This window comes from Pantoea sp. B623 (assembly GCF_024814475.1).
In the GTDB taxonomy this organism is placed as follows: domain Bacteria; phylum Pseudomonadota; class Gammaproteobacteria; order Enterobacterales; family Enterobacteriaceae; genus Pantoea; species Pantoea ananatis.
In genome coordinates, this window is record NZ_JANUXM010000002.1 from 59,971 (window position 1) to 86,639 (window position 26,669).

At 49.1% G+C, this 26,669-nt stretch carries 24 protein-coding genes and 1 pseudogene; 10 read left to right on the forward strand and 15 right to left on the reverse strand.

Annotated elements, in window-relative coordinates; translation table 11 throughout:
* Positions 1–232: 232 nt before the first annotated feature.
* The 7 genes from NXS97_RS00370 to NXS97_RS00400 form a co-directional block, all read right to left on the reverse strand.
* The gene (locus NXS97_RS00370) at positions 233–1,102 is read right to left on the reverse strand and encodes an N-acetylmuramoyl-L-alanine amidase (RefSeq protein ID WP_310504045.1); all 870 of its coding nucleotides are present in this window, start codon (positions 1,100–1,102) and stop codon (positions 233–235) included.
* Between the two features lie 17 nt (positions 1,103–1,119).
* On the reverse strand, positions 1,120–1,392 hold the full coding sequence (locus NXS97_RS00375; protein WP_259231516.1) for a helix-turn-helix transcriptional regulator: 273 nt from the start codon (positions 1,390–1,392) through the stop codon (positions 1,120–1,122).
* Positions 1,393–1,493: 101 nt separating this feature from the next.
* A complete protein-coding gene (locus NXS97_RS00380; RefSeq protein ID WP_259231517.1) occupies positions 1,494–2,231 on the reverse strand; it encodes a molecular chaperone in 738 nt (245 codons plus the stop codon).
* Positions 2,231–3,517 carry a fimbrial protein gene (locus NXS97_RS00385; RefSeq protein ID WP_259231519.1) on the reverse strand — a complete coding sequence of 429 codons (1,287 nt, stop codon included), beginning with the start codon at positions 3,515–3,517 and terminating at the stop codon, positions 2,231–2,233. Before NXS97_RS00385 ends, NXS97_RS00380 begins: the two co-directional genes overlap by 1 nt.
* 10 nt (positions 3,518–3,527) lie before the next feature.
* Positions 3,528–6,011, reverse strand: a complete 2,484-nt coding sequence (locus NXS97_RS00390; RefSeq protein WP_259231521.1) for a fimbria/pilus outer membrane usher protein — start codon at positions 6,009–6,011, stop codon at positions 3,528–3,530.
* A gap of 18 nt (positions 6,012–6,029) precedes the next feature.
* Positions 6,030–6,701 (reverse strand): molecular chaperone, encoded by a 672-nt coding sequence (locus tag NXS97_RS00395; RefSeq protein WP_259231523.1) that lies wholly within the window; start codon positions 6,699–6,701, stop codon positions 6,030–6,032.
* 40 nt (positions 6,702–6,741) lie between these two features.
* Positions 6,742–7,293, reverse strand: coding sequence for a fimbrial protein (locus tag NXS97_RS00400; RefSeq protein WP_259231524.1), 552 nt, complete (start codon positions 7,291–7,293; stop codon positions 6,742–6,744).
* A 424-nt stretch (positions 7,294–7,717) separates the two neighbouring features.
* On the opposite strand from NXS97_RS00400, the gene NXS97_RS00405 reads away from it, so the two are divergent.
* Both NXS97_RS00405 and NXS97_RS00410 read left to right on the forward strand, forming a co-directional pair.
* A complete protein-coding gene (locus NXS97_RS00405) occupies positions 7,718–8,599 on the forward strand; it encodes a winged helix-turn-helix domain-containing protein (RefSeq protein ID WP_259231525.1) in 882 nt (293 codons plus the stop codon).
* On the forward strand, positions 8,592–9,050 hold the full coding sequence (locus NXS97_RS00410; protein ID WP_259231526.1) for a hypothetical protein: 459 nt from the start codon (positions 8,592–8,594) through the stop codon (positions 9,048–9,050). Before NXS97_RS00405 ends, NXS97_RS00410 begins: the two co-directional genes overlap by 8 nt.
* Positions 9,051–9,985: 935 nt before the next feature.
* Here the strand turns inward: NXS97_RS00410 and NXS97_RS00415 are convergent.
* The gene (locus NXS97_RS00415) at positions 9,986–10,309 is read right to left on the reverse strand and encodes a hypothetical protein (protein WP_259231528.1); all 324 of its coding nucleotides are present in this window, start codon (positions 10,307–10,309) and stop codon (positions 9,986–9,988) included.
* A 365-nt stretch (positions 10,310–10,674) separates the two neighbouring features.
* Complete coding sequence (locus NXS97_RS00420) at positions 10,675–11,541, reverse strand: LysR family transcriptional regulator (protein ID WP_259231529.1); 867 nt, start codon at positions 11,539–11,541, stop codon at positions 10,675–10,677.
* Positions 11,542–11,648: 107 nt separating this feature from the next.
* Between NXS97_RS00420 and NXS97_RS00425 the strand changes: the two genes are divergently transcribed.
* Complete coding sequence (locus NXS97_RS00425) at positions 11,649–12,629, forward strand: quinone oxidoreductase (RefSeq protein ID WP_259231530.1); 981 nt, start codon at positions 11,649–11,651, stop codon at positions 12,627–12,629.
* A gap of 419 nt (positions 12,630–13,048) precedes the next feature.
* Here the strand turns inward: NXS97_RS00425 and NXS97_RS00430 are convergent, their stop codons facing one another.
* Together NXS97_RS00430 and NXS97_RS00435 are read right to left on the reverse strand one after the other, a co-directional pair.
* Positions 13,049–13,582 carry a GNAT family N-acetyltransferase gene (locus tag NXS97_RS00430; protein ID WP_013025476.1) on the reverse strand — a complete coding sequence of 178 codons (534 nt, stop codon included), beginning with the start codon at positions 13,580–13,582 and terminating at the stop codon, positions 13,049–13,051.
* Between the two features lie 199 nt (positions 13,583–13,781).
* Entirely contained in the window at positions 13,782–14,384 is a 603-nt protein-coding gene (locus NXS97_RS00435; protein WP_015701127.1) for a site-specific integrase, read from the reverse strand.
* Positions 14,385–14,843: 459 nt separating this feature from the next.
* Here NXS97_RS00435 and NXS97_RS00440 point away from each other — a divergent pair, with 459 nt between their 5' ends.
* Positions 14,844–16,496, forward strand: coding sequence for a methyl-accepting chemotaxis protein (locus NXS97_RS00440; protein ID WP_259231531.1), 1,653 nt, complete (start codon positions 14,844–14,846; stop codon positions 16,494–16,496).
* A gap of 280 nt (positions 16,497–16,776) precedes the next feature.
* Here the strand turns inward: NXS97_RS00440 and NXS97_RS00445 are convergent, their stop codons facing one another.
* Positions 16,777–17,526 (reverse strand): DUF2268 domain-containing protein, encoded by a 750-nt coding sequence (locus tag NXS97_RS00445; RefSeq protein WP_259231532.1) that lies wholly within the window; start codon positions 17,524–17,526, stop codon positions 16,777–16,779.
* A 295-nt stretch (positions 17,527–17,821) separates the two neighbouring features.
* On the opposite strand from NXS97_RS00445, the gene NXS97_RS00450 reads away from it, so the two are divergent.
* Together NXS97_RS00450 and NXS97_RS00455 are read left to right on the forward strand one after the other, a co-directional pair.
* Entirely contained in the window at positions 17,822–18,310 is a 489-nt protein-coding gene (locus NXS97_RS00450) for a DUF2778 domain-containing protein (RefSeq protein ID WP_259231533.1), read from the forward strand.
* The gene (locus NXS97_RS00455) at positions 18,310–18,543 is read left to right on the forward strand and encodes a hypothetical protein (RefSeq protein WP_259231535.1); all 234 of its coding nucleotides are present in this window, start codon (positions 18,310–18,312) and stop codon (positions 18,541–18,543) included. Before NXS97_RS00450 ends, NXS97_RS00455 begins: the two co-directional genes overlap by 1 nt.
* A gap of 27 nt (positions 18,544–18,570) precedes the next feature.
* Here the strand turns inward: NXS97_RS00455 and NXS97_RS00460 are convergent.
* From NXS97_RS00460 to NXS97_RS00465, 3 genes and pseudogenes are all read right to left on the reverse strand, one after another.
* Positions 18,571–19,458, reverse strand: a pseudogene (locus NXS97_RS00460) (DUF1173 family protein); the annotation flags it as partial.
* Between the two features lie 30 nt (positions 19,459–19,488).
* Positions 19,489–19,875, reverse strand: a complete 387-nt coding sequence (locus NXS97_RS23265) for a hypothetical protein (RefSeq protein WP_405035967.1) — start codon at positions 19,873–19,875, stop codon at positions 19,489–19,491.
* A gap of 36 nt (positions 19,876–19,911) precedes the next feature.
* The gene (locus NXS97_RS00465; RefSeq protein WP_259231538.1) at positions 19,912–20,430 is read right to left on the reverse strand and encodes a phospholipase D family protein; all 519 of its coding nucleotides are present in this window, start codon (positions 20,428–20,430) and stop codon (positions 19,912–19,914) included.
* A gap of 896 nt (positions 20,431–21,326) precedes the next feature.
* Here NXS97_RS00465 and NXS97_RS00470 point away from each other — a divergent pair.
* The 4 genes from NXS97_RS00470 to NXS97_RS00485 all read left to right on the forward strand — a co-directional run bounded on the left by NXS97_RS00470 (position 21,327) and on the right by NXS97_RS00485 (position 26,251).
* Positions 21,327–21,530, forward strand: a complete 204-nt coding sequence (locus NXS97_RS00470; RefSeq protein ID WP_259231539.1) for an Hha/YmoA family nucleoid-associated regulatory protein — start codon at positions 21,327–21,329, stop codon at positions 21,528–21,530.
* A gap of 386 nt (positions 21,531–21,916) precedes the next feature.
* A complete protein-coding gene (locus NXS97_RS00475) occupies positions 21,917–22,783 on the forward strand; it encodes a RepB family plasmid replication initiator protein (RefSeq protein ID WP_259231540.1) in 867 nt (288 codons plus the stop codon).
* Between the two features lie 1,273 nt (positions 22,784–24,056).
* A complete protein-coding gene (locus tag NXS97_RS00480) occupies positions 24,057–25,265 on the forward strand; it encodes an AAA family ATPase (RefSeq protein ID WP_259231541.1) in 1,209 nt (402 codons plus the stop codon).
* A complete protein-coding gene (locus tag NXS97_RS00485) occupies positions 25,262–26,251 on the forward strand; it encodes a ParB/RepB/Spo0J family partition protein (RefSeq protein WP_259231542.1) in 990 nt (329 codons plus the stop codon). Before NXS97_RS00480 ends, NXS97_RS00485 begins: the two co-directional genes overlap by 4 nt.
* Positions 26,252–26,669: the final 418 nt, after the last annotated feature.

Genomic DNA, 26,669 nt, shown 5'->3' on the forward strand with positions numbered 1-26,669 from the left:
CTGCCTGACTGCGCCGACGGTCATGACTGACGCCGGCCTGCTTACATTCTCCGGCCTGTTCATGAGGCCTCACGTTCTGACTGACAGCCCGGGGCATTTCACCTCAGGGCTGCTTTCTGAGTTTACGGGACGGGGACCATCCGGCGATCAGACCGTCACTGATGTTCCGCCATCAAGTAAACATCGCCGGGAGGCTGCGGACAGATCTGCGGGCATGATGAATGGCGCATCGTCATTGCGGGGCAGGGCGGTACTGCTCATTGAGCGCCTGTGCAATGGCCAGGGTTTCTGCATCGGGTGTGCCGTCGGTGTTTTCCGGCCTGAAATGCATCTGAAACGCACGGACGGTTTTCCGGGTCTCATCATCCAGGACGCCGCTGAGCGGGATCCGGTCATAACCGTAACGCCTGAGCGCCGTCTGAAGAGTCAGGACATCGGCAGGCGCATCCGGTGCCCGTCCGGCCAGGTACTTCTGCACCCGCAGCGGTTCAGGCCACGCCCCCACGCCCTGCGCGGCCAGCGCTTTCCACGGAAACAGTTTACCGGGATCCTGTTTACGCAGCGGCGCGATGTCGCTGTGGCCGAGCACGTTATCCGGCGTGATGCCATAGCGCCGGATGATCTCTTTAGCCAGCGCAGCCAGCGCACTGATCTGCTGCGGTCTGAAGGGATACCATGTCTTGTGTCCCAGCATGTCTTCCGTGAAACCCGGATTCACTATTTCAATTCCTACCGAGGAGTCATTCAGGTTGACCCGCCCGTTCCAGTTGCTTACACCGGCGTGCCAGGCACGTCTGTTTTCACTGACCAGCCGGTAGACGACAGGTTTGTCTGTGCGGCTGTCTGTCTGATCTGAAATCAGATAGTGTGCGCTGACGCTCTCGCCGGTAAGCAGTTTCAGCGAGGTGGCCTCGTCGACTGCCGTGTAATGAAAGACCAGGAAACGTATCCGTTCGTTTTGTGCTGCTGAGGATTGGGTCTTGTCCAGCAAATAATCCTTCATGCTGACGCGTTGGGATGTTTGCGTACTGCAGCCTGTAAGCACGCTGAAACAGAGCCAGAAGGAGAGGATTAATTTAATTCCTTTACCGTAAACTGACATGCGAAGTCCTTTATCCGTTAATTCCGGGAGGCGGGGGTTCTGCGACGCAGAATACCGGATTCCGCGCGGCCCCCTTGGTAATTCTTTCTGTTTTCTAAAAACCAGATAATAAATTCATTGTTGTTTTCTGCCCCAATTTTTTTCATTACCCTCCTTTTGTAATAGCTGACTGATTTTTCGGGTATCCCGGACCATTCGGCAATCTCCTTCATGGTCATGCCGGTCATAAAGAACCAGGTCACTGCAACTTCCTTCTCGGTGAATGACAGACAGCGCTGAGCGTTATCCATAAACGTCACGGTTCCTCCATTTTTAAATTAATTAAACAATCATATGAGCCCCGTCGCCAGAGCAGGTTGACTACCAGAAAACAGACATTTATTTTTAAATTTTAATTAAGCACCTTCATAAAACTGGCATTTTTCCCGACATCATCTACGAGGGTGTATTCAACAGACGTCATTTTACTGTTTACAGCTTCTGATAATTTAAATCGCTTATGACTGAAAGGTGCAATCAACCTATTCATGCCAAGTGTTACTGACTGCCCGGCGTCAGGCGACTTTATCTTTACCGAAACAGGCGTAATGTAATACGGTGTAGGATTAGTTATTTCCAGTGATTTTCCACCGTCCGTTAAACGTAACCCTATGGATTCACCCGTAGTGTTAATATTCATGGCTTCTTTGAATGGCCGGTAAATAATCTTCAGCTGCGAGTTTAATCCGACCTCTATTTTATTTATATGGTGCGATTGCTTAGTTTGCTTGACGCCCGGTATTTCATAGAGGTTGATCCAGAAGACGGACTCACGGTCTCTTGGTAATTCACTGATTTTTTCCGTGGGCAGTATCTTCAGGTTTAAAATCGTACCCGGTGCCATCCGGGCCACCGCCGGAATGACCACAAAAGGATAGTTTTTTTCTTTGTTTATATCACCTGTAGCACCGTCATCAATCCAGCTCTGAAGAAGCACCGGCGCTTGTCCGTCATTGTTGACGATGAGCAGGCGCCTGTCGCTGTCGGTACTGCTGAACAGCACCCTGTCCTGCAAAGGAACAACCGTTGCGTGGACCCCGAGTGAAATAAGCATGAAGACTACGCTGAAAAGGTGAACCATGTGTCTCATTACCAGTACCTCACATTAATATAGGCTGTCGCGTCAACCTGACCGGGTATGACTGGTTTAGACGGGTCAATGATGCCGTAAAATGCGAAATACTGTGACGTAATATCCACCTGATTATTGCCGTTGTTTGAACGGGAGACGACCCCGTCGAGTGGAGAAAACCATCCAACTCCCTGATCCGTATTTACGTTGGTTAAAAACCCGACTTCCTTACCCGCAACAGATATGCCGATACCTACATTTGAAGCATAGCCATCCTGACCGTCATTATCCGATAATGTATAACGCGACCACATAACCCCATTCCCCGGTACGGGGTGGTTAGTACTGAATGCAACCGATATTTTATTGGGTCCCACTCCCGCAAACCTGTCAATAAGCTGAGCAATGGCTGTTCCTCCACACCTGTAAGTGACATTAAAGTTAGCGCCTCTTTCTACGCCAGCCTTCAGTTCACTGAGAGTGACCGGAGGAAGAGTTACAGGATTGGTGTAGTTGAAAACACGGCATCCCCATTGTGTCTGTGTGAAGGAATTATCCGCAGCGTAGTGCATCCCAAAGCCAATCCAGTTACTGGCGCTGAAGCCACCCCAGTGGGTATTGCTGTCGCTGCCGGGCTTGATATCTCGGGCGTCATTCCAGCCGGGGCCGACAAAAACCGTATAGCCATTGGGCTGCGTACACGTGTAGGTAATGCCGCGGGAATCATCGGCCGCAGGACCGCCGCATTTTGACCAGTCCGCAGAGGACTTGCCCCGCATTGTGGCGGGTAAGCGGTATATCTCTGCCGTGACACTGCTGAAATCGCTCGCATAAAAATAAAGCTTGTTCCCGGCTCTGTGTCCCGATATGGGAGACTGCTGCCAGTATCTTGAAAACACCTTACCGTCTTTATCGCGGATAAGCTTTATGCCAATAAAGGGAAAAAAAGTCTGGTAGACGCCTTCACTGTTGCCGTTGTATCCCCCCGTGCTTTCATCTCCGTTGGTGGCAAAGTTTTCAAAGGTTTTACCCTGATCGGCAGCGTCGCAGATATACAACAACGTATCCGGGCCCTGTCTTGTCTGAAATGCCTGGGCCTGCCCCACGCTCACATTTGTGACGCCTATCAGCCCGACTGGCATGAACTCTTCCGGGGTAAGTTTTATGGTCCCGTAGCTGAGGGGCACACCTCCCTGAGCATCGCCTCCAGGGGAGCCGTGCGGGACAGATTCACATCTTGCCAGAGCTGACGATGTAAAGAACGTCGCCATCAGCAGGGGAAAAATAGTTGCATGTTTTTTCATGTTTATGACCTTATTCGCAGGCTGCAGTGACATAATTGAGTGCCTTTGCGGACTTTATATTCACCGGCGCGTAGTGGATGCCACACTGTTCATCCGGTGCACTGCCCCAACGGGCGCTCAGCGACTCATCGTTTTCCAGGCGCAGGTACGTGTTCCCGGCCTGGCTGACCGTCGCAACACTATTGCCACTGGAATCGAAGATATCTGATCCCAGAGGAACGTAGCTGCCATCCCGTCGTTTCAGCTGCATCATGACCGGTATTCCCTCGCGTGTTCTGAAGACCACCCGGTTGACTGAGCCCGCATAGGGAGTAACTACACGATGACTGTCGATGATATCGACTTCAGCGGACTCACCTTCCGGTGCATCAAGGTTGATGTTGTTACGTCGGTACGGCATCAGTGAGGGAACGATGGCGTAACCTGAACTGTCGATTTTGATATTCTGGCCGTTCAGCACCGTGGCACCCTCAGCCCCTTTGGCTTCCACGATGGCAAAGGTATCGCTTACGGTATGGCCCAGGGTTATCCCGCCACTGTGAACTGCGACCGCGCCGCTCACGGAACCCGATGCCTGCCAGCTGCCGGGAGATTTTGAAACCGTTCCGCTCACATTGGCTTTGGGCAGAACGGTGGCCAGATTAAGACCCGTACCGCTGCCCGTACTGTCACGGCTGTAGTTGACGCCCCACTGGGTATTATTGTCCGTGCCTGCGCTGCCAGACAGTGATGTCTGGTAGCTGCGTTGATTGTTACTGCTGAGGTAGGTCGAGGACAGCGTCGTATTACGGGTATCGCGCCCGAGCGGCACGGAAAAATTAAGAGCAAACTGAGTATCTTTGTAATATTCCTTGTGTGAATTATCGTTAGCCTCACCCCATCTCTGCGCGTCAGATAACCGGGTGCGGTACTGTCTGGAAATGCTGAAATCCATGTGAATACCGTAAGGCAGGGCCGTGTTGTACCCGAGCTGATAAGAGGTGTCTTTGTTTCGTCCGTCATAGTAATTCTGTGATGAACCTGTAATATAAATGCTTCCAAGTCCGCCCAAAGGCTGGCTTATGTTGACCTGCAGACGATTTTTTTGCATGAACGTTCCCCCCTCTACCGACGACAGCGGTGTGTCAGAATTATTCAGCGCGACAATGTCCTGAAGGTCCCTGTAACCCTTTGTGGAATACCGGTAACCGGCAAAACTGATCGTGGTTCCGGTCGGCCCCAGTGTTTTACTGTACTGGGTATTAACCATCCATCCCTGCGTGGCACTGCCATTTCTCAGCCTGGCATTTGACCAGGTTGCGGAACCCCCGAAGGCTCCGAGCGATGATGAGTAAACGGCCCCACCGTTGACAGCCTGGTAACCGCGACCAATACGTAATCCACTGTTGGCCGTCGTCGTATTGGAAGCACCGTAATTAACAGATAGTTCAGAAAACTGGTTGTCGCGGGAAAAGTCGCGAATTTCCCCGGCAGAAAATGCATAGTCCAGTCGATCCGGGCGGACAGAACCCGGCAGCGTAGAATAAGGTACTGAATATTCGGTTGTACTGCCGTCACTTTCCGTTACCCTGACACTCAGGTCACCGCCGTAGAATGCAGGTGCAAGGTCATCAATGCTGAAGGCGCCCGGTGGTACAGTCGTCTCATAAATCTTGTTTTTCTTCTGAAAAACCTCGACTTTCGCGTTAGTTCGCGCCGTCCCTTTTACAATGGGGGCGTAACCAACAAGCGAGGGGGGTAACATGCGGTTGTCCGTCTTCAGGCTTAATCCCGTGAAACTGAGCCCGCTGAAAGTCTCTGATCCCGAGCTGAGCTGTCCGAGCGACAGTTCACTTCTGAGTGCGGGTAAGCCGCGTCTCACATACAACCGCGATGAATTCCACCACGAACCGTAGCGGTTACGGCTGAAATTGCCCTGCTGCCGGAACTGCCAGTTGCCTACATTAAAGCCGCTGTTGAGTCCCAGGTATGTTGAGCTCAGCACGCCTCCATAGGCGCTGTGCGACTCATACTGGTTTACTGTATAGTTTGAGAATAAAACGATGCTGCCCGCCTCAAACTCACTCGCCGGAATGTAGTCATCCGGTCGAGTTTCCAGCAGAGACTGTGGAACGGCAATATTGACCCTCAGAGAAGAGAGTTCAGGCACAACCTTTGACTGGGGCATGACTGATTCCAGAAAATATTTTTTATCCCCGTCAAGAGCCACTGCTTTTTTTTTCAGGGGCATACCGTTAATAAAGTCACCTGTAAATAACGGAGATAAGTTTCCACCTTTCATTTTAAAAAAGAGCGTTCTTTTAGAATACAGCTTATTATTCAGATAAACAGAAACCTCATACTCTCCAGGTTTATAAAAAGCATCCCCATCTGATAGAGCAGCAACGCCAGTCAGGCCACTTGCCTTCAGCATAGCGGGGCTGAATTCATATTCTTCAGCATGTGAAAAAAAAACGCAGAAAGAAAAAACAAAAGGTAAAATCTTGATATTCATGTCACTGGAATCATCAATTTATCTATCGGTGATCAGGAAGTTTACTGGTGTACCGTAATCATTAATCATTACTGCATGAAGCGGACCGCTGACAGGATTACCCTTAATATCTTTAGAAAAAGAATCACCAGGTTTAAGGGTTAGATTTTCCGCGATCATCAGTTTCCCATTACTGATACCTCTGATGGAAAGAACATTCGGGCTCTGGTTGTTGATGGATAACTTTCCGTTCTGAATATGGTACGACACTTTACCTTCATCTTTTGCGGAGAACGCATTAACTGCTTCAGGTCTGTAGATGATTTTCAGGCGACTTTTAATGATAACGTTTAAAAGGTTATCATCACTTTCACTTTTTTTTACACCGGGGATCTGAGTGAAATTAAGAAAAAAAAGCGACTCTTTATCCTCTGGAAGAGATGAAGACAACAATCTTATTTTTACTGTCTGACCTCCTTTTTCTTTAATTTTGAATACAGGTGGTATGGCTACAAAATCTGGCTCCCCGCTGTTATCAGATTCAACCTGAACAATGAAAGGGTTGTCACTGGTATTATCGAATGTAACGGTTTTCTCCGTTCTGCCTTCCATGACGATCCTCGAGGCATTCATTACAACGGCAGCCTGTGACAAACCACTGATAAAGAATAATGAAAGCAACATCGCCTTCATAAATGGCATAATTTTCATGATACGTTCCGGCCCCGCGAATACTCGCGGGGCAATTTAATTAAAGGTAATTGATGGCGTACTGGACTGATGCCTCGACATTACCGGCTGTAGCTGCACCGGTGGCAATATACTGCGCGGTAAACTGCGCTTCTGCACTGTCAGCGCCTGATTGCAGTGAAAACGCTTTTGATGTAGCCTGGCCGGACGATAAATTGATGACCTGACTGTCTGGATCCAGTAACTGAATAGCCACGTTAGTCGCAGGAGAGGTGGTGGCAATATTTTTCAGGTTGCCCGAAGCATCAACATTATTGGATACAAAGTTAATTTTGATATCCTTCCCAGCGGTTCCCGGATCAGCACATCCTGTCAGCTTCATGCTGAAAGTTGTGGGGGTTGATGTATTACCCGCCGCCGTAAGGTCACTGACTTTTGCGGCCTGAAGAAGGATAACAGGCGCTGCAGAAGTTGAGTCGTTGACGCTGATATTACATGTCTGAGCCGACACACTCCCTTTGAAACGAATACTGTTTTGCTGTGCTGCAAATACACTGCTTGCGGATAGTGCAGACAAGGCAACGATCCCAGCAACTAGAGTTTTCTTAAACACTTACTTCTCCTTAAAGATCATAAAAAAACTGTTTACAATAAACAGTCAGCTTATTTACCCGGATTACTTTTAATACTTAAGCATCACGTTCATACAGGCAAAAAAATTTCAAGCAGCATGTTAGAGATGTAGAGATAAAAAAGCATCTTTGGAAATCTCTGAAAATGTTTTATTTTATATTTTTTTATTCTATTAATTTATTTTGATAAAAATCAATAAGTTATTTAAATCTCTCTTCTTTCTATCAAACGCAAAACGAGAAGAATGTAACATCGAAAAAAATTTGAGTAAGATCATTTAAATTGATTCATACAGTTTTAAGCTTTATGCTTTATGCTCATTTTTTAACAGTAACATCTGAAATCAATTAATCCTTACACTTATCATGGTTTTATAACCAACCTTCGCACCACTGGAGAATATCTTGAGCAGAAAAATCACTATTAACGAGTTTCTGATTTTCGAACCGGATAAAAAAATAATAACCGGCAGGGGAAGGCCTGTGATTATCAGTGCATCGGCTTCAATGTGCCTGGAGCTGCTGATTGAGAACGCGGGTCAGCTGGTCACACATCAAAAATTTTATAACTTTGTATGGCGTCGTTTCGGAACAGAGCCTGCCTCAACGGCCCTCTATCAGAATTTATCAGCCCTTAGGCGTGCACTGAATAAAGCCGGTCTTCAGGAAGATATTATCCGGACTATGCCCCGCAAAGGGTTTATTCTGTCACCGCAAACAACGATATCCAGAGACATTATTTCTGCTCCGGTTTCCGTTACCGTGCAGGCAGAGGGCATTCACGCTGTCAGGCCCGATGAGAACAGCAACCTTCTGAATAATGAAAATCTCTTAAAGAAGACAATTTCTGAAGAAAAGCAGAATGTAATACACTCCGCAAAGAAGCGACTCACACAGCCTTTTTTTTCCAGAAGCAGTCCATTCTGGTCAGCCTTATCCTTTAGAGAACTTATGACGACAATGTCATTCACGCTCTTTTTTTTTATTATTGTTTGTTTTTTCTCCTTCAGGGCAGGGATGGATGATGAAAATGCATTATTCAGTTACAGTACAGATTACAAAGGCTGTAAAATTTACAGTAAGTCGGACGCGTTACTGAGCACTGAAAATGTTTTAAAAAAAATAGATCAGCTTAAAATAGATTGCAGAACTGCACCTTATGTTTATCTTACCGCTTATAAAAATTCTGACAGACTGTCATATTTTAGCTGCCAGCATCTCCTTGACACCAGTGTGCGAGCAAACTGCAGTTCCTTCTACTACGTGAAAAATTTTAACGATGAATAAGATAATTTATCCCGTTTCGCTGTGTTTTTTGTTCTATCTTTTTTGTCCTGTAAAACGTCAGGGGGGGGACGTCATCTCGTGTAAAGCCAGCGTCTCTTATTTCTGGAATGAAGAGCGGCTTGACCTGCTCATCTCGCAAGATCTCGATGGCGGAAAAGGGTTTCTCTCAGTGTCAGGTATTTTTTATAAAAATGATAAAACAAAATCTTACCTGAACAAGACAATCTCATTTTCATACGGACAGAATAAAGAGTTTTATCATTTTCGGTCTGAGATGATCATGAACTCGCCACAAATGACGATGAGCCTCAGCGAGCAGAAGATGTGGTTACCTGAATTTTTTATCAACCGTGACAGGACAATGTTGCTGAAGATAAAACCCTATGGTAAGAAAGACTGGTTATTTTATTCTGCAACCAGTCCGCTTTTTGTTTGCGAAAGCATTCGCTGACTGCCTTCACATCCTCGATCCCATCTGTGCGGCACGATTCTGGAACTGGCAGCGTCATGAAAATCCTGGTTCAGGGTGTCTGAACTGTTACTCAAGAGATCATCACCCTGTTCCGGCCTTCATGCTTAGCCCTGTAAAGAAGTTGATCGGCTACAGACAGGGATTTTTCCATATCTGTGTCATTTGTGGCCGGCCATGGAGAACCGGATGCGGGCTATGGATTGACGAATTCGCTCAACGACAGACGCAACTTCAGTCAGGGTTGTTATTGACAGAACCTTTCCTGTGCTGGCGTTTTATGTTTTCCTTCGCTTAACCATCTGAACGAGAACTCCGCCATGAAAATCTACTGGACCTATAAAAGTATCCCCGAACTCAAAGACTTATCTATGCGGGAGCGTGGAAGGCGTTGGCGGAGCGCGTATAAATCAGCTTTCCGGCACTGGCAGACCTGGTGTGGTCTCGTTTTCTGCGGAGTCCTCGCTGGCGCGGGAGCGTACTTTGGCGGCATAGTCGGCACCGTAATATTAGCTGGGCTGGGCGGATTTATTTACAGTCAGATCGTGACACTCGTTGTCCTGAAACATTATCGTCACCGGCTGAAGGACTAAGCCAACTAATCTTTCAAGACTTTAAGGCTGCCAGACTCAGCAAGTTACACATGGCGGGTCTTCGTTCATGCGTCTCAGTATATGCCTCGTGGTAGCAAATCATAGTCATCCAACTGCGCCGCACTGGTCCCCCACAGCGATGGGGGCAAAAGGTCTGCGGCACGCCAATAAGGCTGGTACTGCTCAGTCGCAATGATTTGTAACCTTCTGGTTGGCCCAGACAGGTAAACAATACTGAAAAAGGCGTAAAAAAACCGCCTTGTCTGGCGGTTTTTCATAGATTTCAACCGTTAAAACGGAACGCTACTGCAAATTTTTGTTTATTCAGGAAGCATCATCAGTGGTGTCATCATGCGGACACGGGCTGCCGTCATCATCACATGCGGGGTTGATGCGCAGCCCTTTAGACAGTGCCAGCGTTTCCTGAGTGTTTTTATTCCCGGATGCCATTTTTTCAATCACTGAAGGACCAGACACAGCACCGGCACCTGAGGACATCAGGGTTTCATGAGCTGTTGCTGCCGAGGCCGTTCCCTGAAATCCGGTAAAGGCCACGAGGGCCAGAGCTGACGCTTTTAGTGCCAATGCTAACGATTTAAATTTCATGGTGTTTCCTTTAGAACGGGTTGGTTTAAAGGGCATCATCATTTTCCAAAAGCACTGCTTTAACTGTAAATGCAGCGCTCTGAGATTAAAGCGCCGGAATCTTTATTAAAAGATGGCCTTAATAAATCAGATTTTTCTTATCATATCGCTGGATGCCATCTTCATTGAGTCTGGCGCGCTGGCGTCATTATGACCTGCTCCCCGCTAATTAACTTTGCTTGAAGTCTGGAATGTCCGCTTCTGGCACAAAGCGGACGATTGCATCAGATAACGCCAGCTAAGCGTAAAAAGATAACGGATCAGTTAGCTCATACTTCGCGGAGGTATAACTCAATTCGCACCGAAATTAATTAACGGAGAGCCGTGTCAGCCGTTCATGTTATATATGAAATTATCAGGAACAGAAATCAGACATTCCTGTCAGGCGGGCATGACCGGCCAATGATTTCAGCAAGGAAATCCATCACCACGACAGCAGCGTGATCACGTTTCAGCTCAGGATAGGCGACCAGCCAGATGTTCCTAACGGGGGAAGGCAGATGCTCCTGCAGCCTGACCAGTTCGCCGTCGTTGTCACCCATAAAGCAGGGTAAAGTAACGATGCCCAGTCCTTTACGGGCAGCCTGCTGCTGCGCCATCAGATCGCTTGCCCGGAAGATAACACGCCGTCCGTTTAGCAGCGATTCCAGCCACTGCTGCTGCGTGATATGTGCAAGCGTGCTGTCATATGCAATAAACACCCACTCTTCCTCAGGAATGTCTTGCCAGAACGGGGAAGCATAAAGACCAAAGCGCATGGTACCTATACGCCTTGTCATAAGGTCTGGATCGTCAGGCCTTTCAAGACGAACCGCAATGTCAGCCTCACTTTTGTTCAGAAGAACATGGTGCGAAACGCCGGATAATGACAGGGTGATGCCCGGATGTTTACGTGTGAAGCCTGCTACAGCAGGCGCAATAAGGTGTGCTGCAACGGCAGGTGACGCGCTGATATTGACAGGCGCGGCCGGTTCGGCAACCAGTGACCTCGCCTGGATTCGGATACGATCTGTAATGCGGTACATTTCGTCAGCACCGGAGGCAATAATCCGGCCGTGCCCGGTCAGCGTGGTACGGCGTGGCTGGCGCTCTGTGAGCCTGAGACCCAGCGAATTTTCGAGCGCAGTAATCCGGCGGCTCACAGTGGCGTGGTCAACGCCCAGCTCCCTGGCGGCGGCAGACAGAGAGCCATGCCGGGCAAGGGCGAAAAAATAGTGTAAATCCTGCCAGTCCATACCTCACCTCTTATGCATTTCTACACATGCATGGTGCTTTTATACCTGTATTCTTCCCTTAATAAACGCATTTATAGTTTTCTCACTTAATCAGTGAGGAAAAAAGAATGTCGTTAGCAATGATTATCAGCCAGCCGGGTGGACCTGAGGTTCTTAAAGCAGTGGAAACACAATCGGTCAGCCCCGGTCCCGATGAAGTCCGCATCAGACACGAGATAATCGGCGTGAACTTTGTCGACATCTATTTTCGTTCAGGACTTTACCCGCAGCCATATCCCCGGGCTGTGCCCGGTTATGAAGGGGCCGGCGTGGTAACAGCAACCGGCAGTAACGTCAGCACCTTCGCTCCGGGAGACCGCGTTGCCTATACGGGCAGTCCGATGGGCGCTTATGCTGAATTCCGCAATATACCCGCCAGCCGCCTCATACTGATTCCGGAGGGTGTGGATACCCGTACAGCCGGCAGTTCGATGCTTCGGGGTCTGACCGCACATATGTTGCTCAACAAAGTAAGGGACGTCAGGGCTGGCGACTGGATCCTGGTTCACTCTGCTGCCGGTGGGCTGGGTCAGATAGTGACCCGCTGGGCAGCGATGAAAGGTGCCAGAGTTATCGGTACAACGGGCTCGCCTGAAAAAGTGGCAACGGCCCGCCGAGCTGGCGCGAGTGAGGTTTTGCTTCACACGGACGCTGAATGGCCAGAGAAAGTCCGCGACATTACGGAAGGATATGGCGTGCATCTGGCCATCGACGGGATCGGCGGAACGATGCTGTCCAGAACACTCAGCGTCGTCCGCCCCTTTGGCACCGCCGCCAGTCTTGGACAGCCTGCCGGCCCCATACCGCCGGTTCGGGTTGAAGAGCTGGGATTTACCCGCTCGATTGCGCTGATGCGACCCAGGTCACTCGCCTATGCCGATGATGCTGCACTTTACAGGAAGGGAGCAGATGACCTTATGTCAGCACTGGCTGCGGGGCTTGAAAACCCCATTGGCGCTGAATTTCCCCTTACCGACGCAGCAGAAGCACACCGGATTCTGGAGGCAGGCCATACAACAGGAAGCGTCATTCTCACAGTTCAGACCTGAGATGCTGACGGGAATGAAAAGAGCGGCAGAGGCGCCTTTAAGGGGATGACGAAGCAGTGACACTAAGGCCGGGCTATTTCATGAAGGAAAGCCATCACATTGTCGTCTCTTTAAGGTTCCGCTATAAAGTCGTTCGGAAAGGGAGGCAACAAAAAGCAGTTGATCTTCAGGTAAATTTCGTGGACTGTTTTTGGCGCGGGGCTGACTCACGAAGCGATCAATGTCCGCTATGAGCGAGGAGCGGCCGTTTGGGGTGTTCACAGCAGGTGGAAATTTTACTTACACAGCCGTGTTGGGGTTAACGGGAACCGATCAAGACATAAAATTGCCCGTTCGTTCCTTACACTAACTGAACAGGTAATCGGTAAGCAGGCCGAAAGCGGTGTCGATTTTAGAGAGAAAAGGCATTGGCTAATTTTTCAGCAAGCAGATACCAGAAGCTGACCGGCATTTTTCCAGCTGATTCTGAATACCGGGGCATGATCTGATGAAGGCATATCGGATAATGTTCTCTCCACAATGGTGCCCCCGAGGCGCTGATAAAAAGCTGTTGCCTGGGTGTTATCTTCAAACACCCATAAATAGAGCGGTGACTCATCATCCCTGCTCTTGACCCATTCGGCTGCGCGACAGAGAAGTTGTTTTCCTACACCGTGACCACGTAGTGAAGAGCTTACATGCAGGCTGTCTATATAACAGCCCCACTGCGCGTCATAGTGGAGCTTAATACATATGAAGCCTTCAACCTTTCCATCATATTCAGCTACAAACACTGTTTCGCTTTCATTGCTCTGATTCAGTGCTGAGCGCCAGTGTGAAAGTCGATCTTTCTGCGCCTGATTTTCAAGGAAATCCGCAGACATCACTTTCGTGTAGGTATCTCTCCATCCGGCGGTGTGTAGATGTGCTATTGCATCGGCATCACTGTGCTGAGCCTGTCTTAAGTGAATCACTGTTACCTCTCACAAACGCAATGGCGTTTCATGTTAGCAAAATCACATTCAGTCGAAAATCAGCTTACCAGGTTCAAACCATACATCACATCTTGCGCAAGGATGAAAATGAATCTGGAAAACTCATGGTGACAGAATGCTTACCTCATACGTAAATGTCCGCTTCTGGCACAGGGCTGCTGTTGCAGCCCTGACAAACTTAGACTTCAATCGATTCAGAAATCTCTAACGCATCATCGACTTCAATACCCAGATAACGGACCGTGCTTTCCAGTTTCTTATGACCTAACAGGAGTTGAATCACACGAAGATTCTTAGTTTTCTTGTAGATCAGGTAAGGTTTTGTTCTTCTCATGGAATGTGTACTGTAAAGAGAATCTTCGAGACCAATTTTTGCTACCCACCCATGAAAAATTCGGTTGTATTGCCGGGGTGATATGTGTTGGTTAATACCGACCCGAGATCGGAACAGGTAGTCTTTACTGCGTAAATTGCCAAGCTTTATCAATGCAGAAACAGCCTCTCTTGTCCCTTTGGTTATCTCAAATTGGACAGGGCTGCCGGTTTTCTGTTGTAGCACCGTAGCTCTGCTTGAAACAGAGCTACCATATGCAACATCAGATACTTTGAGTTTTACCAGATCACAGCCTCGAAGCTTACTATCCAGGGCCATATTGAACAGAGCCAAATCGCGCGTTTTACCTTCCAGTTCAAGCCTGATTCGGATCCCCCAGATATGAGATATCTGAAGTGGTCTTTTTTGGCCGATGATACGGTCTTTGTTCCACGGTGATGTGTTCATACTCAAATCTCCTGAAATGTGGGTGATCTGAGTATGGCTGTCCCTCATGAGCGAGAAACGGTCATTCAGGCTATCCGATCAACGGCCAGAGTTTAGAGCCCATTGCCAAAAATGAGACTTCTCTCTGCAGGTGATCCATTTACGGAAACGCAGGACTTGCACCAATAAAATGAGAGTTGGATCTGAGCTGCCTGTATTATTCTTTCTGAAGTTTCCTTCTTGAGAAGGCTTCTGTTGGAGTGCACAACCCCGTGCTTGCCCTTCGCAATGAGTGGATTGCTTCCTTGATGTACTCATCTGACCTCCACCTTGCCTCATGAACCTTTTCTGAAAATTGCCGATAAAACATTCACCGCAATCAAATCATGCGGCTCTGTACACATTACTTATCTTTCCTTTAAGGGAAGTATATTTCGTCAGCACCATGCATGAATGCTGACGCCTACACCAGGAATAAATATGAACAACATTAGAATCGGAGTGCGTCTCGGTATCACCTTCGGGTTTATGGCGCTCCTTGTTATGTTTATGGTGCTCATCGGCATCGTAAAAATTAATGCTCTCGGTAATGCCAATGATGACATATCAGGAAGTCTTTACACCAAAGCCTCCACTTCTCTGTCGATCCGTTACTACACATCAGATATGAGCCGGCTTGCGCGTAATGCGATTCTCCTTAAAGACGTTGCAAAAAGGGAAAAAGCCATCAGCGATTATCGCGGCGAAAGACATGAAGTTGACAGTCTTCTCAGTCTTATTGGTAAGCAGGTGAATACGCCCCAGGGAAGCGAAATTTTCACCCGCCTCAAGGCCCGTGCAGAACTTTTTCTGCCTTTCATTGATGAGGTGGTGGCACTTGCCCAACAGGGAAAAAGCGATGATGCCACCCAACTCCTGTTTGGCCCCCGTTACCAGACTCAGGGAGACTTTATGGCGTCGCTGAAAGAGATGCAGACCTTCCAGGAGGCCCGAATGAGCTCTGCCGCTGCGCAGGCTCGCGCCGACCGTTCGGGTGCGCTGATGATGTTAGTTGTTGCCGGCGTGGTTGCGCTGTTGCTGGCCGCGGTATCTGCCTGGGTTATCACCCGGAGTATCACGCGGCCACTTAATGTGGCCGTTGAGGCCGCCCGCTTGGTGGCGCGCGGCGACCTTACTGGTACCGTCACTGCAGATCGTAAAGACGAAACAGGCATACTGCTGTCTGCCATCAGTGACATGCAGGCTTCGCTGATTAACACGGTCAGCCTCGTGAGAAGCAATGCAGAAAGCGTGGCATCCGCCAGTACCCAGATTGCCCAGGGCAACACAGACCTGTCGCAGCGTACCGAGGAGCAGGCCAGTGCCCTTGAACAAACATCAGCGACCATGACGCAGCTCGGCGTGACGGTAAAAAACAACGCAGACAATGCCCGTCAGGCCGGCCAGCTTGCTGTAAGCGTTCGGGACGTGGCAAATAAAGGCAACGAGGCCACCACGGCCATTACCGGCACAATGAAATCTATCAGCGAAAGCTCCGGCCGTATCGCTGAAATCACCGCCGTCATTGACGGCATAGCTTTTCAGACCAACATTCTGGCGCTGAACGCCGCAGTGGAAGCGGCCCGTGCCGGCGAGCACGGCCGGGGATTTGCGGTGGTGGCAAGCGAGGTCAGGTCACTGGCACAGAGAAGCGCTTCGGCTGCGGGTGAGATTCGGCAGCTGATTGCAGCCAATGCTGATACTGTGGGACAGGGTAATGCACTGGTGATTCACGCGTCTGAAACGATGTCAGGAATTCTCTCCGCCGTAGGAAAGCTCACAGACACTGTTGAAGAAATCAACTCCGCCAGTGCCGAGCAGGCTCGTGGGATTGAGCAGGTAGGCATTGCCGTTACGGAGATGGACACGACGACACAGCAGAATGCTGCACTGGTTGAAGAGTCGGCCTCCGCTGCTTCAAGCCTCAGGGAGCAGGCGGAACGGCTTCTACAGGCTGTGTCTGTGTTCAGTCTGAGTGGCCCTTCTGCGCTTTCCGTTGCTCATGTGCCCGCCACGGTTGTAAAGCCGGGTTTTAAAACCGCAGCTGTAAAAACCCGCGCGGAAGACGAAGACGGAAGCTGGACGCATTTCTGATCGGTGTACAACGCCTGCTGCTGACGTGATGCAGTTAAGACTGAATGCTTTCGATAAAATGGTTAAATTTCTCCGGCTCGCCGGAGAAATATCAGAGGCATAAAGATGTTAACCGGACAAAATTACACGTCATTAATGCATTCAGATCCCAGCTAAGTCCGCTTCTGGCACAAAGCGGACAGGCTGACTGAGATGAAGGTCCGCTCTGAGCGAAAAGCGGACCAAGCGAGTTTCGCTTATGAGTTGAATAACAGCGTTAGAGAAATTAAAAGTATGTACTTCATATAAAAGCCTTTAACTCATCAGCCTTTATGTTCGCCAGCATTGATGCTTTCAAATGTGGGGATGAAGCGAGATACCTGGATATCAGATTGAACCCTGCGGTATAACCCAGCCACCTTGGTAAATCTCCTGTTCCGAAAAACCAGGTATTATGGTCGTAATCAGTGTGATTCCAGATTTCAAACATGAGTGGATGGTAGGGCTTAACAATATCGGACTTGAGGCTTTCCCAGGGCTCAGCTTCACCACCCAAAAGCTCAAGAGAAAAATGGCCGGCAAGTCCTTCAGAGACCAGTGCTTCCCCCAGCGTTGAGCCGTATCCCGGTCCTGCCCACCTTGCCGCATGGTGAAGTTCATGAGCGAACATACGTTCAATAGAATGCGCAACGTTTTTGCAAAATGCAGGGTTTTCAGGATCGACGGTTATATAGATAACACCAGATTCAGGACAAAAACCGGCATGCCCTTTTTCGGGGATAACAGACTTCCCAGCCTTAACTATGACATCAACTGAAGGGGTCGCCATCAGCCTTGTGACTTTTACATAGGTATCGGTCAGGGTAGTTCGCAGCCATTCACAGTGAACAGTGAGTTTTTCCTGAGCATTCAGAATATGGATGGTTATTTGAGGCATGTCAGTCTTACCCAGAATCATTAGTAATGTGCGTATATTAACAGACATACAGGGCATGTAATGTTGCTGCTCAGCAGTGGCCGACCAATGATCACTAATGTCAGCATCTGGCACAGAGCTGCCGGTCACGCAATGCCATGACTACCCCCTCAGTATCAGTGGCGATTTTTGTTGGCGATGGTCAAGTAAAATGCAGACGGGTAGTCAAGTGAATGCAAATACCCAATCAGCTCCGGCTGCTGAGAAAGAACCGCCCCATGAGAAGGAGCGCTGTTACATGGATGAGGACGTAAACAAGACCCGTAACCGAGGCCGGATTTTAGAATTTTTCTGATACCACCTGTGCAGGTTTTACCTGACGCTGTGAATAACCTGAGCATGAAAAATAAACAGAACAAAAGGAAGTGTTATGCCATCTGTAAGCTGTTATATGCTTCTTAACCGGCGTGAGTTCACTTCACTGAACTGCCCGGGCGTGGGGAATTTTCCGGCATTCTCGGGTCAGAAAGAGGGCAGAAATAACCCGGACAAAACGAACGTGCCCGACATCGGCCCGATCGTGAGGGGGCGTTACTTTATCGTGGAAAGACCGTCCGGCGGCACGCTGGGGCCCCTGCGCGAGCGCTTTCTGAAGGAAGTTTACGGTACTGACCGCTCGACATGGTTTGGCCTGTATCGTGATGACGGCAAAATTGATGATTACACCTTCATACAGGGTGTGAAACGGGGTAATTTCAGGCTTCACCCCATAGGCCCGCTGGGGCTGAGTGAGGGCTGTATCACGCTGGTCCATCCCATCCAGTTCAGCTACCTGCGTGATATGCTGCTGAAATACGGCCCCACACTCAATATTCCCGGCAGCCAGTTGAAAGCTTACGGAACGGTACAGGTATTCTGATGAAGCGGATAATTTTCCTCACTATTGTATTTATCTTCTGTTGCGTCGCGCTTTTTAAGGCCGTCGCCGTTCTGGTGCCTTTTTCAGTGTTCAGCTGGCTGGCTGGCCAGTTCCACATTTACGGTGATGAAGCTGTGACTGACTTTATGGTCATGGCCAACATTGTCATCTCTGTCATTCTGTCTCTGCTCCTGGTGTTTACTCTGCCCAAAAGCAGCAGAAAACTTCGCTGACAGGCATCCCCGGACGTGTTTCGAATGTCAGCGTGCCGGAAAAGCCGGCATGTCTGACTTCTCTGCAGCGTTCCAGTACCACCAGTTGCCTGGTCCGTATTCCCTGTCGTAGTGGGCGATCTTCTCCTGCTTTCGCAGCAGATACTCAGGCGTGTTCATGCCGAAGACCTCCATCGGCAGCGCATCCACGGCGGGAACGTCCTTCAGCACAAAGTCAGGGAATACGTCTTCCTCGCCGTCGTAGCACAGCGGCTTGATGAAGGCGCGTTTTTCCTGCCACAGCCTGTCTTCGACCGTTCCCTCATACCCGGAATCCAGCGGAATAAAGCGGGGGCTGACCGTCATCAGCGCCACGTCGATGACGGTGCTGCAACTGGACGGCCGGTTGCGCCCGTCTGTGAGCCTGAATGTCGTTTCGGGCGGTTCCGTTTCCGCGATGACCACGACCTTCATGCCCCGGCGCCAGTCGCCCAGCTCGCGGCCAAAGCTCCGTTCAAGGCGCAGGCGCACGTCCTCCGGCAGCACCAGGTCAGGGAAACCGAAAAACAGCCCCAGCGACAGCGTGGTCTGCAGCCGTGCTTCAGCAGCCGCATTCCAGCTGGCCAGAACGGACACCACGATGAGCCGCCGTTTGTTCTTTTCGGCCGCTCTCAGGTGTTCCCAGTTTGAAATGACCTGTGGCGTGCCCTTCATGGCCATGAGCAGCAGCGACTCCTCAAGTGGCACGCGGCCGACGCGAATGCGGCCCGCCGTCTGCTGCAGGTGCCAGCTCACCCAGCCGGGCGTGCGTTTCTTTTTATCGAAAGCGGGATGCCAGACGTTGATGCCGGACTGTTCCCACAGCAGGTGAAGCAGCCCCAGCAGGCGCATCGAGGGCCGGCGCTTACGCTTCACCGGTTCATCACCGGACACGTCTTCAGCCGGTTTTGACTCTGACGGTGCCTTTTACTGCAGACCGGTGGGCAGTCTGACCACGATGGTGCCGTCCGCAGCGGCGCGGACCGCATCCCCCTGATAAATCTCCGCCTGCCGTTCGTCTGACCATACCGAATAGAAACGGCAGTCCGGCTTGTGTTCGTTACCTGTAAAGGCATATGAAGAGAGCCAGCATCGTTCAGTCTCCTGAGAGTAATGCACTTTCAGGCGCCGTCTGACGGGGTCAGTCTCTGCCGGCAGGCAGCTGCAGGTCACCACCGTGGTCTTTTTGTTGTCGCGGGCGTGCTTCAGCCAGCGCTGCCAGACAGGCGTTTCGTTCTGCTGGAAAGCTTCTGACGCCTCGTTCTGGCCACGCTGGCCAGTGAAGTAAACCGGATACACTTTTTTCTTAGTCATACACAGCCCACCTTACCGGCAATATTAATTATTTTTTTAACGGCTGCACTTTACGGGTGATGATTCCGCCCAGAGCCGGTTAAATTCATCCTGATACTGCTTACTCACTGGCAAACTGTCTCTGACAACCAGCGCATTTTCGGCATTACGCTTTTCCGCCGACGAGGTGTAATTAAAAGATCCTGTCTGGACACCATTATTTCCTGTCACAATAAATTTGTTATGCATAATACTGTACTGCGCATCTGTTCTGACCTGGATACCTGAACAGGCCAGATCATTAGTCAGTGACCAGCGGTCGTGGCTTTTCTTTTCGTCAGCCACTAATCTTACAGGTACGCCGCGATGCGAGAGCTGCACAAGCGCCTCAGCGACCGGCTTGCTGGTGAACTCATATGCAGCCACGTCCGCTGAACCCTCGGCCGAGCGTATGAAGTTTATGATGAGTGTCTGAGCACTTCCTTCGGGCGAAAAACCCGTCTGCAGGTCAGAGTCGGAATATGTGAAAAAAGGAACTGTAAATAAAAAAAGACAGTAAACCCTCAGGTTTCTCATTCTTTATAACCCCTGTTTCATTGCAGTTTAATAACTCATTAAACCCGATCAATAAATAATCAAAAATTTTTCAGTATTAACGTTTTTTAATAACTCATAACAACTGTCCCCTTAAGAAATCAGTTTACCCTCCGATAATTTTTTTATAAAGGACGGAGGAAAAATAATGAATCAGTTTCATGAAATTAATTTACTGACATCACGTGGTGATATTAATGGTGCGCTGTCGCTGATAAATGGCTGGAGCGAAAGTGTGGCGCGCAAGATCATGAAAAAGGCCGGGTATCCGGTGCCTTCAGAAAAAGGGCGTTCTTTCTGGTTGTGGGTCCAGCAGGCGCTGATGCAGGCCGCCCGAGAAAAACGCTGTGGCTACCAGCACCGGTTCTCATATACCTTCAGCCGAATCCGGACAGAGGCAGAAAATCATTATGATGATTATGCGAGGATGATGGCTGAACTGAGCAGAAAAAGTGAACCTGAATCTCCCTCAGAAAGTCAGATTCCCGCGAAGGGAAGTGTAGTGTCCGTCGATACAGCTTCGGAAACAGGCATCCGGGTCTCTGGCCCTGCAGAAGGTGTGTTAAACTCTGACCGGAACGCTCAGCCAGCGGCGACTGCTTCCGTTAATGTACTCCAGCTCGAGAAGGCCACTGGTTGCATCGTAACGCACAAGACTGAAAATCGAAGAATCAACAGTATGCGGTTTCATATTGCGGCGAATCCCCTCCTGTTAGTTCCGGGATCAGCCAAGCGCTTAAAGAACTTCAAAACACAGGCCTGTTCTCGTTTGTCTACGTTAGAAATCATTTTAAACTTTGCAGTTATTCCCCTCAGCAAAAATTTTTTGGTTTACGGCCCATCCCATGCTGTGAGAAACCACTTATTTAAGGCAAGGTATGACAAAAACAGACTGGTTAATGAGATTCAGACGCTGTCGTTCGATGGACACGCTGGAGACCGTTTACGAACACCTGAAGTACGAAGGCGATCCAAAAGAAGAATATGCGATGACGTCAGCATACGATCACCGTAAAGCTGAACTGACAGTGGGTAAGCTGTTTGACCGTGTACCGGTTCATGTCTGGAAATTAGTAAACTGATAATACTAAACGGTTATGGGCAGGCCTTTACTGGTAACGGAAATCGCATTCGCAAATTTTTTGCGTGTGCGATTTCCGTTGAACAAGCCGAAGGCGCGTTAGTAGAGATGATCGTTTATCCACATGTGCACAGGCTCGATCCAATAAATATTCCAGTAAGATCCTTATAGCTCCAAACAGATCCCATTATCTCTCAGGCCTTGTCGTGACTGCCTTCAAGCCAGTTACAGATGTGTGCTGGTGGGATAAACATGTGTGCTGGTGGGATAAACATGTGTGCTGGTGGGCTGGTAATGTGTGCTGGTGGGATGTAATGTGTGTGCTGGTGGGATAAAGGTGATCTTTAATCACAGTAAGATTCTGTGACGACTAAGTGAGATAATTATATGAAAGATGAGTCATTTATAGGTGATGCACTTTACAGTGACATGGTCAGTAAAGACAAACAACTCACAGTTAATTCCAATAATACCGTTCAGCCTGTAGCACTTATGCGCCTCGGCGTTTTTGTACCCAAACCCACAAAATCCCAGGGCGAAAATAATGTTGTGGATGCATCCGAGTTATTCTCACAGTTAGAGATAGCCCGGGCTGAAGGCTATGATCACATCAACATTTCTGGGCCAAGACTCAATATGGACAGTGATTTCAAGGTCTGGATTGGGGTTATTTATGCCTTCAGCAAGTATGGTCTGGTATCAAACAAAATCGAACTGAAGTTTACTGAGTTTGCCAAAGGGTGTGGATTTTCTGCTAAACGAATTGACGCCCGTCTCCGGCTCACCATCCACGAGTCTTTGGGGAAATTACGCAATAAATCAATCTCTTTCAAGCGGGGGAGTGATGCGAGAGGGAGTTATCAAACTGGCCTGCTGAAGACCGGTTATTTTGATGCTGAAAGGGATATTGTTCAGCTGGAAGCGGATGAAAAACTGTGGGAGCTGTTTCAGTTAGACTACAGAGTCCTTCTACAACACCACGCTATCAAAGCGCTTCCAAAGAAGGAAGCCGCCCAAGCGATTTACACTTTCATTGAAAGTCTTCCTGCCAACCCGATTCCTGTCAGCTTCTCACGCCTGCGTGAGCGCCTTTCACTCAGTAGTTCTGTCAGTGAACAAAACCGTACGATCAAAAAGGCGCTTGAGCAGTTACAGAACATCGGTTATCTGGAATTTTCGCTTGTTCGTAAAGCCCGCGAAAACTTTGTTATCATACATAAACGTAACCCCAAGCTGAAACCTTCTGACATTTAAGTGTGTGCTGTTGGGACAAGTGCGTCTTCGTCAAAGTTGTGTCCGGTTCTGGAGCGACGTCACTACCGAGGAACCCGCCAGCACACATACTCAGCGTCTATTGTGAAGACGCACCCGTCACCACACATGTTCAATCATTCAGCTGGGAGATCCCCCGCCAACACACATTCGTGCGCCTTGAACACAGAATTGTTACCCGCCATCACACACATTGGGCCGGTTGCTTCATCGTTATCTTTTACCTGGATAACTTGCAGTTATCTGCGGCCCGCCAGCACACATATACTCCTGTCTATAACTCATGAGGGATACCCGCCAGCACACATAATTGCATCTCAGGACGTTACTTAAACCCGCCAGCACACACATTTGTATGTTCTAAACCCGTCAGCACACACCGAGCATTGGTTTACTTCATCTATGCCCGTCAGCGCACATACTTTCAGGTTCATATCCGTTGAATCCGCAGCAGCGTATTTCAGCGCAGAGAGAGGAACCATCCCGCCAGCACACATATCCAGGTGTTTGGTTGAGAAATTGTTTGTCCGGCCGTAGATTTGTCGCGCTGGCCTGGTCACGTCTGGCTGTATCGATGCCCGATGAAGAAAGGATTCTGGTCATTCTGCTTGCTCATGTACACGGAATGGTTTCCCCGCCAGTACACACATGTGTTCATTACTTATACATCGCCCCTCCGGCGCACATGTTTCCGGAAGAGTATTCAGTATCCCGTCAGCACACATCTTTATCTCAGAGATTAAAGAAAGCAGTCAATAGGCATCAGAAGACAACTCTGGTTTTGAAGCAGATTTACGGCCGTATGGTATTTCCTGAACAAATTCATCAGACCTGAGCCGTGTGGTGACTGACAATTTTATCTGAAACAGGCATTTGGCGTTTATTACAGGTGGTGTAATGAACGTGACTTCAATCCTGTGAATCCTGGGCTGATAAGTGAGCAGCATACCGCTCACCTGAGCGTTGAAGGGAAGATATATGGGAATTTCAATCTGAAATATAACTATAATTATCAATTAAATCAGTGAGATAGTTGATTATTAACTGAGGGTAGGTGCTTGTCAGTTTGCATTTGACTGATGAAGGCTGTTTTAAAATTCTGCATTACATGGATAACTTTTGAATGACAGACTAAAGAAAACTGTCAGTTAGCATATTCTGTGTTTGTACAACTTTTTTATGATTTAACGAAATAAGTTGATCTGACCTTTTTCAGATGTACAATCAGTTTCAAAATTGACAACGGAACGGTTAAATGAAAAGTCATTACGGTGGCGTGGATGAGACAGCCCGCAGAGCGAGCGCGATGCTGCGCAGCATGAGCGACGATATTTCAGTCAGAAGAAATGAGTTTGGTCTTGATCAGTACTATCAGACGTTCACGCGCAATTCCGTGGCTAACCTTCCCAAACTAAGCCGCCGTGCCGTTGAGCAAGCTATTGAAGAAATGGAATCGAAGGGACATGTTTTTGGTAAAAAAGATGCCGGTAACACCCGGCATTACGCCCTGACCATCCAGGATGTTGTCGATATCTATGCTCACCGTAAAGTGCCTAAATATCGTGATGTGCACGCGGGGGATGGGCCTTTTGTTATTTTTGTTGTGAACCTGAAAGGCGGGGTATCGAAAACCGTCAGTACGGTGACTCTGGCACATGGCCTGCGGGTTCATCAGGATCTTCTTCAGCACGATCTTCGTATACTGGTTGTTGATCTCGATCCCCAGGCCTCGAGTACCATGTTTCTCAGCCAGGAAAACAGCATTGGTTCCATAATGGAAACAGCTGCACAGGCCATGCTTAATGATCTGGATGCTGGCCAGCTCAGAGAGGACATCATTAAACCCACCATTATCCCCGGTGTTGATGTTATTCCTGCTTCTATTGACGATGGTTTTATTGCAAGTCAGTGGAATGATCTTGTCAGAGAGCATTTACCTGACAGGCTTCCCTCTGAAGTGTTGCGCCGGACGATTATTGATCGTGTCGGTTCTGATTACGATTTCATCTTTATTGATACTGGTCCTCATCTCGATGCCTTTATGTTGAATGCTCTCGCCGCGAGTGACCTGCTGCTGACGCCCACACCGCCCGCACAGGTCGATTTCCACTCCACCCTTAAGTACCTCACGCGGCTGCCTGAAATGATTGAGCAGCTTGAGGAAGAGGGCATCACGCCGCGGATAAAGGGAAATATTGGCTTTATGTCGAAAATGACCTCGAAGCGGGATCATGAAATGACACACGGCCTCGCCCGTGATGTTTTTACCTCTTACATTCTTGACGCGACATTGCCCAGGCTTGACGGATTTGAACGCTGCGGAGAAAGCTTCGACACCATTGTGAGTGCCGATCCCTGTTCCTATCCGGGAAGCGCTGAGGCGCTCAAGAAAGCGAAGCGTGAGGCGGAGCGTTTCACTCAGGCCGTATTTAAAAGGATTGAATTCATCAGAGGTGTGAAATGAAAAAGGAAATGGTCAAGCTGGGCCGGCAGCTGGGTAATTCCAGTTTTTCAAAAATGATGAACGAGTCAGACAGCGAGCGGGTGTTTACTCTCAAGTCCGGTGCTCAGGCCCGGTTTGTCCTGACCAAGATACTGCATGATGACATCGAAACGCAGACGTTCGTTGATGCCACGGTAAACGGCCGTGACCAGGCATTTCTGACGCGCGATTCGGTCAGTGATATTTCCCGGACCATCCGGCTCCAGCAGTTCTTTCCTGCCATCGGACGTGAGGTTAATGGTCGGACTGAGATACTGGATGGTTCACGACGTCGTGCCGCTTGCATTTACAACGGAACCGCATTTGAGGTTCTGGTGACGCGTGATGCCTTGTCTCTCTCTGATGCCAGACAACTGGCCGTGGACATCCAGACAGCAAAAGAGCATACGCTGCGTGAACTCGGAAAACGCCTCAGACTCATGTATCCGGAAGACATGAATCAGTCAGAGATAGCCGCTGCAGAAGGGCTGTCTGCCGCCAAGGTAACCCGGGCTTTTCAGGCTGCCGCGGTGCCAGATGAAATCATCGCGGTTTTCCCCTCTGTTAGCGAGCTTTCAATTAGTGACTACCGGGCCCTGCTGGAGGTGACGGATAAAGCACGGGCAAGACAGATCACCACTGACGCCTTAGTCGGTTGCGTCCGCAGCCGGATTGAAGAGGATGCATCTCATGATATGGCCGAGCCCGCTTATAAGAACCGGATAATCAGCTATTTTCGTGCTGAAAGCGAAGGACCCCGCAAAGCTGCGGGCAGCAAAAAAATCGTGACAGAGAAGCTGGCGGAGTTTATTGATAAAAAGCAGTTCGCCCGAAAAAAAACCGATGCTGACAAACGTCTTGTCACTTACGAATTCTCCCGTCTTTCTGCGGCCTGTCAGGCTGAGCTTGATGCCGCCGTCCGGAGCGTCATTGATCGCATGATGACTAAGTCTGTAAATGACCAGTGATCAGACCCTGCTGACGATGCCTCTGTGAGAAAGTATCAGGAATTAAGAATAAGGTTTTACCCAGAGCGAATTTTAATTAAATTATTGATTTTATTAAAAAAATTAAAATTATTTCAGCCTGAAATTCCCACCGCTTTTAATTAAATAATGCCGACGTTAAGTCGGCTTTCTGTCAGTGACCAGAGCGCCGGGATTATCATCAGGCATAAGTAAATCAGGATGTGGATACTATTCCAGCTCGCCTGAGTTTCTGAAGAAGCGGGTATTATCACTGATTTAAGGCATACAGGCTGGAGAATACCTCGCGTCAGCACAAAACCCTTTTTCATGAAGAGCAGCTGTCCGTCATTAATAAGGGTCTCGAAACCTGCCAGTTCGGCATCCGTTCGGGCCCGCATTCGCGTCCCGAAGCCAGTCC

Bases quoted from the DNA above. Each gene is read 5' to 3' on its own strand.
- NXS97_RS00370 (WP_310504045.1), bottom strand. From the start codon at position 1,102: ATGTCAGTTTACGGTAAAGGAATTAAATTAATCCTCTCCTTCTGGCTC.
- NXS97_RS00375 (WP_259231516.1), bottom strand. From the start codon at position 1,392: ATGGATAACGCTCAGCGCTGTCTGTCATTCACCGAGAAGGAAGTTGCA.
- NXS97_RS00380 (WP_259231517.1), bottom strand. From the start codon at position 2,231: ATGAGACACATGGTTCACCTTTTCAGCGTAGTCTTCATGCTTATTTCA.
- NXS97_RS00385 (WP_259231519.1), bottom strand. From the start codon at position 3,517: ATGAAAAAACATGCAACTATTTTTCCCCTGCTGATGGCGACGTTCTTT.
- NXS97_RS00390 (WP_259231521.1), bottom strand. From the start codon at position 6,011: ATGAATATCAAGATTTTACCTTTTGTTTTTTCTTTCTGCGTTTTTTTT.
- NXS97_RS00395 (WP_259231523.1), bottom strand. From the start codon at position 6,701: ATGAAAATTATGCCATTTATGAAGGCGATGTTGCTTTCATTATTCTTT.
- NXS97_RS00410 (WP_259231526.1), top strand. From the start codon at position 8,592: ATGAATAAGATAATTTATCCCGTTTCGCTGTGTTTTTTGTTCTATCTT.
- NXS97_RS00415 (WP_259231528.1), bottom strand. From the start codon at position 10,309: ATGATGATGCCCTTTAAACCAACCCGTTCTAAAGGAAACACCATGAAA.
- NXS97_RS00420 (WP_259231529.1), bottom strand. From the start codon at position 11,541: ATGGACTGGCAGGATTTACACTATTTTTTCGCCCTTGCCCGGCATGGC.
- NXS97_RS00425 (WP_259231530.1), top strand. From the start codon at position 11,649: ATGTCGTTAGCAATGATTATCAGCCAGCCGGGTGGACCTGAGGTTCTT.
- NXS97_RS00435 (WP_015701127.1), bottom strand. From the start codon at position 14,384: ATGAACACATCACCGTGGAACAAAGACCGTATCATCGGCCAAAAAAGA.
- NXS97_RS00440 (WP_259231531.1), top strand. From the start codon at position 14,844: ATGAACAACATTAGAATCGGAGTGCGTCTCGGTATCACCTTCGGGTTT.
- NXS97_RS00450 (WP_259231533.1), top strand. From the start codon at position 17,822: ATGCCATCTGTAAGCTGTTATATGCTTCTTAACCGGCGTGAGTTCACT.
- NXS97_RS00455 (WP_259231535.1), top strand. From the start codon at position 18,310: ATGAAGCGGATAATTTTCCTCACTATTGTATTTATCTTCTGTTGCGTC.
- NXS97_RS23265 (WP_405035967.1), bottom strand. From the start codon at position 19,875: ATGACTAAGAAAAAAGTGTATCCGGTTTACTTCACTGGCCAGCGTGGC.
- NXS97_RS00465 (WP_259231538.1), bottom strand. From the start codon at position 20,430: ATGAGAAACCTGAGGGTTTACTGTCTTTTTTTATTTACAGTTCCTTTT.
- NXS97_RS00470 (WP_259231539.1), top strand. From the start codon at position 21,327: ATGACAAAAACAGACTGGTTAATGAGATTCAGACGCTGTCGTTCGATG.
- NXS97_RS00475 (WP_259231540.1), top strand. From the start codon at position 21,917: ATGAAAGATGAGTCATTTATAGGTGATGCACTTTACAGTGACATGGTC.
- NXS97_RS00480 (WP_259231541.1), top strand. From the start codon at position 24,057: ATGAAAAGTCATTACGGTGGCGTGGATGAGACAGCCCGCAGAGCGAGC.
- NXS97_RS00485 (WP_259231542.1), top strand. From the start codon at position 25,262: ATGAAAAAGGAAATGGTCAAGCTGGGCCGGCAGCTGGGTAATTCCAGT.